This window comes from Colwellia demingiae (genome assembly GCF_007954275.1).
Classification (GTDB): domain Bacteria; phylum Pseudomonadota; class Gammaproteobacteria; order Enterobacterales; family Alteromonadaceae; genus Colwellia; species Colwellia demingiae.
The window spans coordinates 43253-57955 of sequence record NZ_VOLT01000003.1 but is presented as its reverse complement, the minus strand read 5'-3'; the positions used below and the strand labels follow the sequence as shown (position 1 = coordinate 57955).

13 protein-coding genes are annotated in these 14703 nt (G+C 38.0%); all 13 read left to right on the top strand.

What is annotated here, in order from left to right:
* Positions 1-2: 2 nt before the first annotated feature.
* The 13 genes from tsf (at position 3) to lpxB (ending at position 14688) form a co-directional block, all read left to right on the top strand.
* A complete protein-coding gene (gene tsf / locus ESZ36_RS05855; RefSeq protein WP_146784934.1) occupies positions 3-851 on the top strand; it encodes a translation elongation factor Ts in 849 nt (282 codons plus the stop codon).
* Between the two features lie 510 nt (positions 852-1361).
* On the top strand, positions 1362-2105 hold the full coding sequence (gene pyrH / locus ESZ36_RS05850) for a UMP kinase (protein WP_146784932.1): 744 nt from the start codon (positions 1362-1364) through the stop codon (positions 2103-2105).
* Between the two features lie 80 nt (positions 2106-2185).
* A complete protein-coding gene (gene frr / locus ESZ36_RS05845; protein WP_146784929.1) occupies positions 2186-2743 on the top strand; it encodes a ribosome recycling factor in 558 nt (185 codons plus the stop codon).
* A 107-nt stretch (positions 2744-2850) separates the two neighbouring features.
* Positions 2851-3615: a polyprenyl diphosphate synthase gene (gene uppS / locus ESZ36_RS05840; protein ID WP_146784927.1), complete on the top strand. Its 765-nt coding sequence runs from the start codon at positions 2851-2853 to the stop codon at positions 3613-3615.
* A 115-nt stretch (positions 3616-3730) separates the two neighbouring features.
* On the top strand, positions 3731-4594 hold the full coding sequence (locus tag ESZ36_RS05835; protein ID WP_146784924.1) for a phosphatidate cytidylyltransferase: 864 nt from the start codon (positions 3731-3733) through the stop codon (positions 4592-4594).
* Between the two features lie 48 nt (positions 4595-4642).
* Positions 4643-5875 (top strand): 1-deoxy-D-xylulose-5-phosphate reductoisomerase, encoded by a 1233-nt coding sequence (gene ispC / locus ESZ36_RS05830; RefSeq protein ID WP_146784923.1) that lies wholly within the window; start codon positions 4643-4645, stop codon positions 5873-5875.
* A gap of 1 nt (position 5876) precedes the next feature.
* Entirely contained in the window at positions 5877-7235 is a 1359-nt protein-coding gene (rseP, locus tag ESZ36_RS05825) for a sigma E protease regulator RseP (RefSeq protein ID WP_146784920.1), read from the top strand.
* Between the two features lie 323 nt (positions 7236-7558).
* Complete coding sequence (gene bamA, locus ESZ36_RS05820) at positions 7559-10018, top strand: outer membrane protein assembly factor BamA (RefSeq protein WP_146784918.1); 2460 nt, start codon at positions 7559-7561, stop codon at positions 10016-10018.
* A 108-nt stretch (positions 10019-10126) separates the two neighbouring features.
* Positions 10127-10645, top strand: coding sequence for an OmpH/Skp family outer membrane protein (locus ESZ36_RS05815; RefSeq protein WP_146784916.1), 519 nt, complete (start codon positions 10127-10129; stop codon positions 10643-10645).
* A gap of 52 nt (positions 10646-10697) precedes the next feature.
* A complete protein-coding gene (lpxD, locus tag ESZ36_RS05810) occupies positions 10698-11753 on the top strand; it encodes a UDP-3-O-(3-hydroxymyristoyl)glucosamine N-acyltransferase (RefSeq protein WP_211357772.1) in 1056 nt (351 codons plus the stop codon).
* A 130-nt stretch (positions 11754-11883) separates the two neighbouring features.
* Complete coding sequence (gene fabZ, locus ESZ36_RS05805) at positions 11884-12336, top strand: 3-hydroxyacyl-ACP dehydratase FabZ (protein WP_146784911.1); 453 nt, start codon at positions 11884-11886, stop codon at positions 12334-12336.
* Between the two features lie 59 nt (positions 12337-12395).
* Complete coding sequence (gene lpxA, locus ESZ36_RS05800) at positions 12396-13166, top strand: acyl-ACP--UDP-N-acetylglucosamine O-acyltransferase (RefSeq protein WP_146784908.1); 771 nt, start codon at positions 12396-12398, stop codon at positions 13164-13166.
* Between the two features lie 343 nt (positions 13167-13509).
* A complete protein-coding gene (gene lpxB, locus ESZ36_RS05790) occupies positions 13510-14688 on the top strand; it encodes a lipid-A-disaccharide synthase (RefSeq protein ID WP_146784904.1) in 1179 nt (392 codons plus the stop codon).
* Positions 14689-14703 lie beyond the last annotated feature (15 nt).

Here is a 14703-nt window from a genome sequence, read left to right as displayed (position 1 = left end):
TCATGGCAATTACTGCTGCAATGGTTAAAGAACTTCGTGCACGCACAGCTGCGGGCATGATGGATTGTAAAAATGCTTTAGTAGAAGCTGAAGGCGACATGGAACTTGCGATTGAAAATATGCGTAAGAACGGTCAAGCTAAAGCGGCTAAGAAAGCCGGTAACATCGCTGCTGAAGGCGCTATCTTAATTAAAACTGCTGACGGCGTTGCTGCATTAGTTGAAGTTAACTGTCAAACAGATTTCGTAGCAAAAGATGATAACTTCTTAGGTTTTGCTAATGAAGTTGCAGATGCTGCCCTTGCTTCAAAAGCAACAATCGCAGAGCTTCAAGCACAATTCGAAGAAAAGCGTATTACGCTTGTGACAAAAATTGGTGAAAACATCAATGTTCGTCGCGTAGAATACATTGAAGGTGCTACTTTAGCATCATACAGCCACGGCGCTACTATCGGTGTTGTTGTAGCTGGTGAAGGTGATGCAGAATCACTTAAGCACATTGCTATGCATGTTGCTGCAAGTAAACCTGAATTCTTAACTCCTGATGACGTTCCAGCTGATGTTGTTGCCAATGAAAAGCGCATTCAAATCGAAATGGCGATGAACGAAGGCAAGCCTCAAGAAATCGCTGAGAAGATGGTTACAGGCCGCATGAAGAAGTTTACTGGTGAAGTTTCTTTAACTGGTCAAGCTTTCATCATGGAACCTAAGAAAACTGTTGGTATTGTTCTTACTGAGAAAGGTATCACTGTTTCTAACTTCGTACGTTTAGAAGTTGGCGAAGGTATCGAGAAGAAAGAAGAAGATTTCGCTGCTGAAGTAGAAGCACAAATTGCTGCTGCTAAAGCTTAATTCGTTTTATTTGATGGGTTAGTATTATTACTAACAGAATCAAATAGCTTGAATTACTAAAAAACGTCTACCTTGGTAGACGTTTTTTTATGCGTTTTTTTTAATGTTTATACCAAGTCTATTAAGTTAGTTCTCACTCAGAGCTTGCCAGCGGTTTGAGAATAAATAGAATGTTTTTGCATATAGTTACTCTATATGAAAGAAATTCTATGCGGTTATCGAGTCGCTGGAAAGCTCCCGAAGGGCGAGTTTAAAAGGCTTACATGCTGCGTTATTGATTTTGATAAGGGAAAAACCATTATCTACAATCAATGCCTTGCCTCTAAACCTTTTAACTCTCGCTGAGTGGGAAGAAACTTATTGGAATTGGTATTACATAATAAAAATAGAGTTTTTTCAGTTTAGACTATCGTGTGTGAGCTAAACGTATTAAAATAGCCGCGGTCTTTTGACCTCGGCTTTTTTTGTGCTTAAATTTTATTACTTTAACCGCGACAGGAATTTCTCCCTATGACAACCAATCCAAAACCTGCTTACCGAAGAATTCTATTAAAACTCAGTGGTGAAGCACTGATGGGAGATGAGGGTTTTGGTATTGATCCAAAAGTACTTGACCGCATGGCTCAAGAAATAAAAGAGCTGGTAGAAATGGGTATCCAAGTGGGCCTAGTTATCGGCGGCGGTAATTTATTTCGTGGTGCAGGTTTAGCTGAAGCAGGCATGAATCGAGTTGTTGGCGACCAAATGGGTATGCTTGCTACCGTAATGAACGGTTTAGCAATGCGTGATGCGCTACATCGTGCGTTTGTAAATACTCGTTTGATGTCAGCTATAGATTTAGCGGGTGTATGTGAACGTTACAACTGGGCAAATGCCATCAGTTTGTTAAAGTCTGGCCGTGTGGTTATATTTTCAGCGGGTACAGGCAATCCATTTTTTACTACTGATTCAGCTGCCTGTTTACGCGGTATAGAAATCGAAGCGGATGCTGTATTTAAAGCGACAAAAGTTGATGGGATATACTCTGAAGATCCAGTGAAAAATCCAGAAGCTGAGCTTTATGCTGAACTAAGTTATGATGAAGTACTCGACAAAGAATTAAAAGTAATGGACTTAGCGGCCTTTACTTTAGCACGTGATCATAATATGCCTATTCGCGTGTTCAATATGAATAAAGCGGGTGCATTGAAATCTGTCATTATGGGCGGTAGTGAAGGCACCGTGATTTCACACAAAAAACGTATTGAGACTTAAGTCAAAACTAATAGTGAATAAGCCAAGAGGGATATGAAGCTCGGGCTTAAATTAACTTATTAATATTTAGGGAAATTAACGTGATAGATGAAATAATTGAAGATGCTCAAGACCGTATGGGCAAAAGTATCGATGCTTTAAAAACTAGTTTGACTAAAATAAGAACCGGCCGTGCGCATGCCTCTTTGCTCGATAACATTGTAGTGCAATATTACGGAATGGATACACCATTAAACCAGGTTGGTAATATTTCGGTTCCAGATGCACGTAATCTTTCAATTACTGTCTTTGATAAAGGAATGATTGGTGCCGTTGAAAAGGCTATTTTAAAGTCTGACTTAGGTTTAAACCCGCAATCAAATGGCACATTAATTCGAATTCCATTACCACCGCTTACAGAAGAACGTCGTAAAGACCTTGTTAAAGTAGTTCGTGGTGAGGCAGAAGGCGGAAAAGTTGCTATCCGTAATATTCGTCGTGATGCAAACTCAGATTTTAAAAGTCTGTTAAAAGAGAAGGAAATCAGTGAAGATGATCATCATCAAGCTGAAGATTCAATTCAAAAAATCACTGATATTTTTGTGAAGCAAGTGGATGAAGTGCTTGTGAAAAAAGAATCGGAACTAATGGAAATATAAGTTAGTTTATTAATAGCGCCATGTTGTTGCTATTTAGCCAACTGGCGTTTTTTATTAATAACGACTTGTAAGTAAATTGACTTAAATAATTAATGGAAAATTGTTAAGTGGATAATACCGAAATATTGGTTGAACAAACTGATAATAAAAGCATCCCTCAACATGTTGCTATCATCATGGATGGTAATGGCCGCTGGGCGCAATTACAAGGCAAGGGACGAGTTGCCGGACACAAGGCTGGTGTTGAATCAGTACGACAAGTTGTTGCCACGGCCCGAAAGTCTAATGTTAAAGCGTTAACACTCTTTGCTTTTAGCAGTGAAAATTGGCAGCGACCAGCAAAAGAAGTCAGTGTACTGATGGATTTATTTATGTTTGTGTTGACTAAAGAAGTTAAACGTTTACATAAACATAATATTCGCTTTCAAGTGGTCGGTGATTTAAGCCGATTCTCTGATAAGTTACAAAAAAACATTGCTAAATCAGATCAGCTTACTGCAGACAATACAGGTTTAGTGTTATCCATTGCGGCAAATTATGGTGGTCGTTGGGATATCGCTCAAGCGGCTAAAAAACTAGCCAGTGATGTCAAGCAAGGCACTATGTCCCTTGATGACATAAATGAAGAAACACTTAATGAACAAACCTGTTTAGCAAACCTTCCTACATTAGACCTACTTATTCGCACAGGTGGTGATTATCGTATTAGTAATTTTCTTTTATGGCAAGCCGCTTATGCCGAACTTTACTTTACGGATACGCTGTGGCCTGATTTTAATGAAATGCAATTTTTAGAAGCCATGAGCTGTTTTGATCTCCGAGAGCGTCGTTTTGGTAAAACGGGCGAACAAGCAAGAAACGAAAAAAGATAGTTGAAAAAAGTTAATAAAATATAATTAAGAATAGCAAGCCGAGTAACATTACTCAGAGCTTGCCTGACTAGCATCTAGTCCATTACAACTCTCTACTAAAATAAAAGGGTAGCCCTTGTTAAAACAACGAATTATAACGGCTTTAATATTAGCACCAGCTGCAATCTCAGCAATTTTCTATTTGCCCATTAACTACTTTGCCGGGCTTCTAATGGCAATTATCGCCATAGGTTCCTGGGAATGGGCCCGTTTTATGGGGTTGGTCAATACCATTCAACGGTTAGGTTATGTTGTAATTACTAGCGCTTTAATCGCTATTATATGGTTTTTATTACCAATAGATGAAACTTGGTTAGTAATCTCGGGCGTACAACATGAAATAACTTCAATGTTGTGGTTAAGTGTTATTTGGTGGTTTTTTGCTGCTTTATTAATGTTTTCATACCCGAAATCAAGTGCTTTTTGGGCTAATAATAAATTTATAATCGCAATTTTTGGTTGGTTAACGTTAGTACCTACATGGCTTGCCTTTATGGTTTTACGTACAAATAATTATGTATTAGATGAGTTTCAAGGTGCGCAGTTATTGATGTACTTGTTTATGTTGGTGTGGAGTGCTGATGTAGGTGCATACTTTGTCGGAAAATCTTTAGGTAAACATAAACTAATGCCCAATGTTAGCCCTGGAAAAACTATCGAAGGTTTTTTAGGTGGTGTTATTTGTGCTGCTATCTTAACTGGGATAGTAGGCGTTTCATTACAATGGTCAAGTGATGAGTTTATAACTGCCTTATTAGTTACCCTATTGATCACCTCTATTTCTGTGTTAGGTGATTTGACGGAGAGTATGTTTAAACGTCAAGCGGGTGTTAAAGATAGTGGTACTATATTACCCGGTCACGGCGGTATTTTAGATAGAATAGATAGTCTAACGGCAACTGCACCTGTTTTTGCTCTTTGTTACCTATTACTTGCTTGATAATCTCTTTATTCTCTAGCATTTTGATAAATTAATTGGGGTAAATGCGTGTCTAAACGTCAACTTTGTATATTAGGTTCAACGGGCTCAATTGGTTGTAGTACTCTCGATGTAGTAAGGCTTCACCCTGAACGATTTCAAGTAATCAGTTTAGCTGCTTATACTAGTGTTGATGTGATGTTCGAACAATGTATTGAATTTAAACCATCGCAAGTAGTACTAGTCTCTTGTGAACATGCAGTTCTACTTTCTCAAAAACTAAATGAAGTAAATATTAGTGATATTACAGTTTTGTCAGGTGAACAAGCTTTAATTGATATTGCTGAGTGTAAAACTTCAGATACTGTGATGGCATCTATTGTCGGTGCCTCTGGCTTGTTACCGACACTCGCAGCTGTTAATGCGGGTAAGCGAGTGCTATTAGCGAATAAAGAAGCTTTGGTAACATCAGGCGCTATTTTTATGGCTGCTGTGAAAGCCTCAGGAGCAGAGCTTTTACCTATCGACAGTGAGCACAATGCAATTTTCCAATGCTTGCCATCCCATCAGCAAGAAATTGGGGAATGCCAACTTCTTGCTAATGGCATCAGTAAGATATTGTTAACTGGCTCTGGTGGGCCTTTTAGAACTAGGGCTATTGATACCCTAGAATCAGTGACACCTTCACAGGCATTCGCCCACCCTAATTGGGATATGGGACGGAAAATATCCGTTGATTCTGCCACTATGATGAATAAAGGCCTTGAATTTATTGAGGCTAAGTGGCTTTTTAATGTTAAAGCTGAAGATATTCAAGTGGTCTTACATCCTCAAAGTACTATACATTCAATGGTTCAGTACAAAGATGGCTCTGTAATTGCGCAAATGGGCAATCCAGATATGCGTACCCCAATAGCCCATGCTTTGAGCTTTCCTGATCGTATTGAATCTGGCGTAGCACCGCTAGATTTTTTTAACACCAAATCTTTTGAATTTCAAGCTGTTGATTTTAAAAGGTATCCTAATCTAGAGCTCGCTATTGAAGCGTGTAAGCAAGGTCAAGCTGCTTGTACTGCACTCAATGCAGCAAATGAAATTGCCGTCGCTGCTTTTTTAGACGAAAAAATAAAATTTACCGATATTTATAAAATAAATGAAACTTCTGTGAAAAAATTTGTCTCACAAAAGGTAGATAATATTAATGAGGTTATTGCCCTAGATAAGCAAGCGCGTTCATTTGCACAAACATTGTTAGCAGATTTCTTGCAAACTGAAGCGCTATCGCAAAAGGGTAATAAATAGCATGATGGACTTTTTGTGGAACCTGGCATCTTTTGTTATTGCCTTAGGCATCCTCGTTACAGTGCACGAATATGGTCACTTTTGGGTCGCTAGAAAAAACGGTGTAAAAGTTGAGCGATTTTCTGTTGGCTTTGGTCGGGCACTTTGGCGAAAAACAGGAAAAGATGGCACTGAATATGTCTTGGCAATGATACCTTTAGGTGGCTATGTCAAAATGTTAGATGAACGAATTGATGATGTTAAGCCTGAAGATAAAGATAAAACTTTTAATTCTAAAACAGTTTATCAGCGTATAGCCATTGTCGCAGCAGGGCCTTTAGCTAACTTTATTTTTGCGCTATTTGCTTTGTATATAATGTTCCTAATTGGTGTACCAAGTGTAAAACCAATGATCGGAAATATTAGTCCAAGCTCGATTGCAGCTGAAGCTAATCTAACAAATGATAGTGAGATTGTTAGTATTGCAGGCGATAGAACACGAGATTGGCAAGAAGTTAACCTTGCGCTAATTGGACAAATTGGTAATAAAGAAATAACAATTAAAACGAAAAATGGTGATAGCCAGTATATTTCTAGTTTTACTTTAGATACCAGTCATTGGGAATTCTCACCTGATAAAACGTCAGCTTTAACAAGTTTAGGTATTACGCCTTATAGACCTAAAGTACACAATGAATTGGCAGCGGTAGCAGAAAAAAGTCCTGCTGAGCTGGGTGGGCTTTTGGTTGGAGATAAGCTAATCGCTGTTAATGATGTATTGACTGATGATTGGTTAGCTTTTGCAAAAGAGATAAAACAGTATCCAGGTAAAGAAGTATCAATCACTATTAAGCGTAATGATGAAGTACTTACTCCCCTAGTGATACCAAACAGTATTGAACAATCTGGAAAGATAATCGGATATATTGGTGTTGCTCCTAAAGTTGATGCATGGCCAAAATCACTATTAATTGAATTAAGCTATGGGCCTATTGATTCTCTCAAGGAAAGTGCTCAGCGTACTTGGAATTTGACAAGTTTAACATTTAGTATGATAGGGAAACTCATTACTGGCGATGTATCGGTAAAAAATCTAAGTGGTCCTATCGGTATTGCTCAAGGTGCAGGTAATAGTGCTAGTCATGGTTTTGTATACTTTCTAGGCTTTTTAGCGTTAATTAGTATTAATTTGGGAATAATTAACCTTTTACCGCTTCCAGTACTTGATGGAGGACACTTACTCTATTATCTTATAGAGCTTTTTACAGGTAAAGAAGTACCAGAGAAAGCTCAAGAGGCAGGATTTAAGTTTGGTGCGTTAGCGTTGTTGATGTTGATGGCTATTGGCTTGTTTAATGATTTTAGTCGGGTTCTGGGTTAAATAATTATTTCTGCGAATATTGCGCTTTTAAAAACAGGCGCACAAAGAAGTGACTGAATAGTTTTAAGAAATAGATATTAATAAAAGTTTTAAGTTAAACAGTTTGAAGAAAGGATACACTCCTTATTGCTATGAAGCTTTATGAGATTTCAATGGATGGATGAAAGGAAGTCGAACAGGCTAATTTTAAGGTTGATACCTTAACACTCTAATATTATGGGCTATGAGTCATTTATTGAACTCAGTCTAGTGTTAGAGTCACTGCTGTATATTGAGTGTGTAGCTAACCGTTTTTATAAAAAGAAGTAACGAAGTTTATATATATGATCATGAAAAAAATTGCCTTAGCCCTACTATTAGGTGCGCTAGGAACATCAGTACCTAATGCTCAAGCAGCATCAAGCTTTCAAGTTGAAGACATCGAAGTTAAAGGCCTTCAACGTGTTGCTTTAGGCGCCGCGTTAACGCACATACCTTTCAATGTCGGTGATGAACTCAATGACTTTCGAATTTCACAATCTATAAAGGCTTTGTATCAAGCTGGCCACTTTAATGATATTAGAGTTTACCGAGATGGTAACCGCCTGGTTTATCGTGTTAGAGAGCGAGAAACAATAAACGAAATTATTTTTGATGGTAATAGCGACCTTAAAGATGAGCAGCTAACAGAAAGTCTTGATGGCAGTAATATTCGTGTAGGTGAAACTCTTGATCGCACTGTTATCTCAGGTATAGAGATGGGATTAGAGAACTTCTATCACAGTGTTGGTAAATACAATGCTAAAGTGACTGCTAAAGTAACCCATTTGCCACGAAACCGCGTTAATTTAGAATTCTCTTTTGTTGAGGGTGACTCTGCTGCTATCAAACAAATCAATATTGTTGGTAATGAGGTTTTTTCTGATATCGAAATTCTGGATAAAATTGAGCTAACTTATGATTCCCCTTGGTGGAATTTTATGGCGCAAGACAGATATCAGAAACAAACGTTACAAGGGGATATGGAAACGATTAATAGTTATTATCTTAATCGCGGCTATTTGCGCTTTAAAGTAGACTCCACACAAGTATCAATGACCCCTGATAAAAAGGCGGTCTATATTGCACTAAATGTGAGTGAAGGTGAAACTTATAACATTAGTGAAGTTGACTTTGTCGGCGATATGGCTGGTTTTGAAAATACCATTCGTGCTATTAACCCATTACAAGCGGATGAGTTATATAACGGTGCAGAAGTTACTTATACTGAAGAAGTCATTAGTAAATTTCTAGGCCGCTATGGTTATGCTTATCCTAAAGTGAGAACCATCCCAGAAGTTAATGATGAAAACCATACCGTTAAATTATCAATATCGATTGATCCAGGAAAGCGTGTTTATGTAAATCGCATAAACTTCACAGGTAATCATGTCACTGCTGATAACGTATTACGCCGTGAAATGAGACAAATGGAAGGTGCTTGGTTATCTAACAGTGTAGTTGAGTCTTCAAAGTCATGGTTACAGCGATTACCTTACATGGAGACCGTTGAGTTTGAAACTAAGCAAATCGAAGGTGAAGATGATTTAGTCGATATAGACTTTACCGTCAAAGAACAGCCATCTGGGTCATTTAATGCCGGTATAGGTTATGGTTCAGAAACAAAATTAAGCCTTAATGCGGGTGTGCAACAGAACAACTTCTTAGGTACGGGTAATCAACTTGGTTTAAACATAGCCAGAAATAGTTATCAAAAAAATGCCACCATCTCATACACTGACCCTTATTTTACTGTTGATGCTGTTTCTCTCGGAGGGCAGGTTTATTACAGTGAATATGATGCTGGTAATGCCAACTTGGTTGAATATAAGAACAAAACCTTTGGCGTAGGTCTTAACTGGGGTTTTCCAGTCAATGAATATCTTCGTTTAAATTTTGGTGTAGGTTGGAAGTATAACCAAATATCGCAATTAGAAGCGTATGATCAAATTCAGAATTTTTATGATATCTATGCTGATCCTAACGACCCTGATGGTCAACTAGCATTTAAAACATTAGATTTAAACGCTGGCTTATCGCGAAGTACACTAAACCGTGGTACTTTTCCTACGTCAGGCTCACAACAACGATTTAATGCAAAAATGACGTCACCAAAGTCTGATTTGCAATACTTCAAACTAAACTATGATGCTAAATTTTATTTCCCATTAACCCGAAGTCAAAAATGGTCAGTATTAACTCGTATACAGTTAGGTTACGCCAACGGTTACGGAACAGTTGATGGTAATGATCAATTATTACCTTTCTGGGAAAACTTTAGTGCAGGTGGCTCAGATTCCTTAAGAGGTTTTGAGAATAACAGTGTTGGACCTCGCGCTATTTATCGTAGTCCGAAGCAATTACCAGGTGGTGGTTGTTGTTTAGGCCCTGACAATGATTCTATTGCGGTATCACAAAGCTCTGTTGGTGGTAACGCTATGGCACTTGCTGGCCTGGAGTTGATAGTACCAACACCTTTCTTAGATGAAAGTTACTCAAACAGTGTACGTACAAGTATTTTCTGGGACGCTGGTACTGTTTGGGATACAGAATTTAACATGGCCAGTTATGAAAACTTAGCGCCTGAAGAGTTTGCTAAAATCGATGATTATTCAGATCCTGGGCGTTTTCGTAGCTCAGCGGGTATTTCACTCCAATGGCTTTCGCCAATGGGACCAATGATTTTTAGTTTCGCTAGATCCGTTAGAGAAGAAGAGGGTGACGATTTATCATTCTTTAGCTTTAACATAGGAAAAACATTTTAAAATGCAGATTTTAGCTGCGTTAAATGAATTAATCTTGCTATATTAACCGACAGAAATATTTACCTGTGAAAATCGCAAGTAACAAATAATAAATAAAGGGGAACAACGTTGAATAAAGTTATAAAAACTATGGTTATGGGCGTAGCAGCATCAGGTATGTTATTAGCAAGTTCAGCTATGGCAGCAGATCAAAAAATTGGGGTAGTTAACTTTCAAGAAGTGATGAGTAAAATACCGCAGACAGCCGCGTTAATGCAAAGCTTAGAAGCTGAATTTAAAGACGAAAAAGCTATCATTACCCAACTTGAAAAAGACATTAAATATTACCAAGAAAAACTCAAGCGTGATGGTTCATTAATGAGTGTAAAAGAAAAAGAAGAGCTTAATGTAAAAGTTAAATCTCTATTTCAAGAATACCAGGTGAAAGGCAAAGCTTTACAAGAAAAAGCTACTCAACGTCAAAACCAAGAAACTAATAAAATTATAGCTTTAGTACGTCAAGCAGTAGACAACATTGCTGTTAAACAAGACTATGACTTAGTGCTTTCTCAACAAGCTGTTGTTTATGCTAAGCCAGATGCTAGCCTCACTGATATTGTGGTAGAGCAAGTAAGTAAACTTAAATAAGCTGTTTCGTTATCATTAAGATAAACAATTTATTACTCATCGCGGTAAAGGCATTATTATGACTTATACGTTAGCTGAAATTGCTATCAAACTAGATGCTAAATTGATAGTACCAACAGCGCTGGATGAGCAAAAGGAAGCACTAGCTCAAATCAGTGGCTTAGCAACTTTGGCAAATGCTGGTACAGGACAAGTAGCTTTTCTTGCTAACAGCAAGTATCAACAACAACTTAGCTCAACTAATGCGAGTGCTGTTATTGTCTCTCCCGATGCCGTAGATGCCTGTCAGGTAAGTGCTCTTGTTATGGATAACCCTTATATGGGTTATGCCATTCTAGCTAGTTTACTTGATAGTACGCCTAAAGTGTCTTGTGGGATTCATCAAAATGCTGTTATTGCCGATGATGTTTCAATCGGTGAAAATGTCAGTATTGGCGCTAATACGGTTATTGAGTCAGGTGTGAAACTAGCTGATAATGTGAGTATTGGTGCTGGTTGTTTTATTGGTCATGGGGCTAAAATTGGTGAATCAACGACACTCTGGGCAAATATTACTATTTATCATAGAGTAGAGATCGGTCATCATTGCTTAATTCAAGCTAACACTGTTATTGGCTCAGACGGTTTTGGCTATGCGCCTGTAAAAGGTCAGTACAAATGGCAAAAAATCCCGCAATTAGGTAGCGTCATTATTGGCAACTATGTTGAGATTGGCGCTAGTACTACTGTTGACCGTGGGGCACTGGATAATACCGAAATAAGAGACGGCGTAATTTTAGATAACCAAATTCAAATTGCTCACAATGTTATTGTTGGTGAGAATACTGCCATAGCCGGTTGTACTGTCATTGCAGGCAGCACTGTCATAGGTAAAAATTGTACTATTGCCGGTCTGGTTGGAGTGAATGGTCATATTACTATTGCCGATAACAGTGTTTTTACTGGCATGTCTATGGTAACTAAGAATATCACTCAAGCTGGAGTGTATTCTTCTGGTATGCCAGTAGTGCAAAATAAAGAATGGAATAAAACAAATGCTAGAGTTAAGCGTCTCGATAGCTTAGCTAAACGAGTGAAAGAGTTAGAAAAATTACTCGCTAATAACTAGCTATTAACCCCACCAATGCGTAAAATACTCCAAAGTCTTTCTGTCGCTCAAGATGAAGCTGACGAAAATATAGTAAGCAGTTAGTTAGTTAACTATTAACTCACTGCGCTAACTAACAAGGAATATTCATTTGGAAACTGTAAAAAAACCTATCGATCTTAACGAAATTAAAACGTTAATACCTCACAGATACCCAATGTTATTAGTTGATAAAGTTCTTGATCATGAACCAGGTAAAACCTTGCATGCCATTAAAAATGTCACAATAAACGAGCCTGTTTTTACTGGTCACTTTCCTGAGTTAGCAATTTTCCCTGGTGTTTTAATTTTAGAGGCTTTAGCACAGGCGACAGGTATTCTAGGCTTTAAAAGCACAGAAGGACGTGAAGCCAATGAGATGTATTTATTTGCCTCAATAGATAAAGCTAAATTTAAAAAACCAGTATTACCTGGTGATACCATGCACTTGCATGTTGAATTTATTAAAGAGCGTCGAGGTATGTGGAAATTTTATGGTGAAGCGAGAGTTGATGGTAAAGTAGTCTGCTGCGCTGATCTTATGTGTGCACGTCGTCCTTTATAGACAGCCATTACATATACTCTTTAGAAAAACGCTTACTTACCCATTAGAAGATTAAACGTATGATTCATCCCCAAGCTATTATTGAACCAGGTGCCGTTATTGGCAAAAATGTTTCCATAGGTCCATGGACTTATATTGCCAGTAACGTTGTTATTGGCGATAACTGTGAAATCAGCTCGCATGTGGTTATTAATGGCCCAAGCCGTATTGGTAAAGGTAACCGTATATTTCAATTTGCAAGTATTGGTGAAGACTGCCAGGACATTAAATACGCAGGCGAACCAACAGAATTGATCATTGGTGACAATAATATTTTTCGAGAGTCCTGTACTGTTCATCGTGGCACGATTCAAGATAATAGTATTACTCAAATTGGCAGTAATAATTTATTTATGGCCTATACCCATGTGGCACACGATTGTATTGTTGGTAGTCATTGCATTTTTGCAAATAATGCCTCTATTGCTGGTCACGTTCATGTAGGTGATCATGCCATTATTGGCGGCATGGTAGGTGTTCATCAATTCTGTCATATTGGCGCACATAGTTTTATTGCTGGTAATGCCTTAATACTTAAAGATGTTCCTGCTTATGTTATGGCTTCTGGTCAACCGGCAAAACCTTTTGGCTTGAATAGTGAAGGCTTAAAACGCCGTGGTTTCGATAAAGAAACTATTCTAACTATAAAGCGTGCTTACAAGGTATTGTACCGACAGGGGCTTTCTGTTGAAGAAGCATTAAGCGCTATAAATGAAATGCCAGTCCAATCTCCAGAATTACAAGCGTTTTGTAATTCAATCAAAGAATCTAATCGCGGTATCATTCGTTAAACTTAATATGTTAAACATGTGCCGTTAATACAAGTACCGTTATTATACCCAAGCTACCTGAATATGCAGATTTCAGCTGGAATTAGAAAGCCTTTAAGCAAGGCATTGATTGAAGAGAAGGGTTGTTCCCTTATCAAAATCAATAACGCAGCATAAAGCGGTTCTAAACCAGACCTGCGGGGACGTCTGAGTAAACCATGTTCTTCGTTGCCTCCTTTTTTAAGGGAATAACCCTTAATAAAATGAGGCTCCTTGATCATGAATCGCTCAAGCGTCCTGAAACACGTATCTTCAAGTGGCTTGGGTATATAGGTACAGTTAACTTTAAGTACCTTTAACGTCTATGACTACTCAAAATCAAAACCCTCTCCAACAAACTGTTTTTGCAATGGTTGTTGGTGAACATTCAGGTGATACGCTAGGCGCAGGCTTGATAACTTCCTTACGCCAGACTCATCCCAATGCTAAATTCATTGGCATTGGCGGTCCCAAGATGCAGGCATTAGGTTTTGAAAGCCTATTCGCTATGGACGAGTTATCGGTTATGGGGCTAGTCGAAGTACTTGGCCGAATCAGACGTTTATTACATGTCCGTAAAACCTTAATCGATTTTTTTATTACCAATAAACCTGATGTGTTTATTGGTATTGATGCGCCTGATTTTAATATCGGTCTAGAATTAAAACTTAAAGTACAAGGTATTAAAACCGTTCATTATGTTAGTCCATCAGTTTGGGCTTGGCGTGAAAAACGTATTTTTAAAATCGCCAAAGCCACTGACATGGTCTTAGCCTTGTTGCCTTTTGAAAAAGCTTTTTATGATAAGCACAATGTTCCTTGTACCTTTGTCGGTCATCCCCTTGCGGATGATATTCCTATGCAAAGTGACAAAACTGTAGCCAGAGATAAGCTTGGTTTACCACACGATAAAAAAATTCTTGCGCTCATGCCAGGTAGTCGTGGTGGTGAGTTATCACGTTTACTTGAAGATTTTTTTGAAAGTGCCAAACAATTACAAGCACAAGATAGTGAACTACTCTTTGTAGCACCCATGATCAGTGAGCAGCGGGCCGAACAATTCAATTCCCTTAAAGCTGAATTTGCGCCTAATTTAGTTGTTGAGATTATTCTTAATCAAACGCAAGAGGTTATGGCTGCCAGTGATTGTTTATTAACCGCTTCTGGTACGGTAACCTTAGAAGCTGCTTTAATTAAACGACCCATGGTTATTTGTTATAAATTTAGTCCTGTAACTTTTTTCTTAGGACGTAGATTTGTTAAGTTGAAATGGTTTTCTTTACCTAACTTATTAACAAATAAATCTTTAGTACCTGAATTATTGCAAAAAGAAGTTTGCCCTGAAAATATTGTACCTTTGGTTAAAGAACGTCTGTATCAGGATCAGAGTCAATTGAATGATAGTTTCACTGCAATACATCAACAACTAAAATGTAATGCGAGTAAACAAGCAGCCAAGGCTGTACTTGATGTACTCTCTAATGCCAATAGCACTAACCTTTAGACAATAAAAAATAAT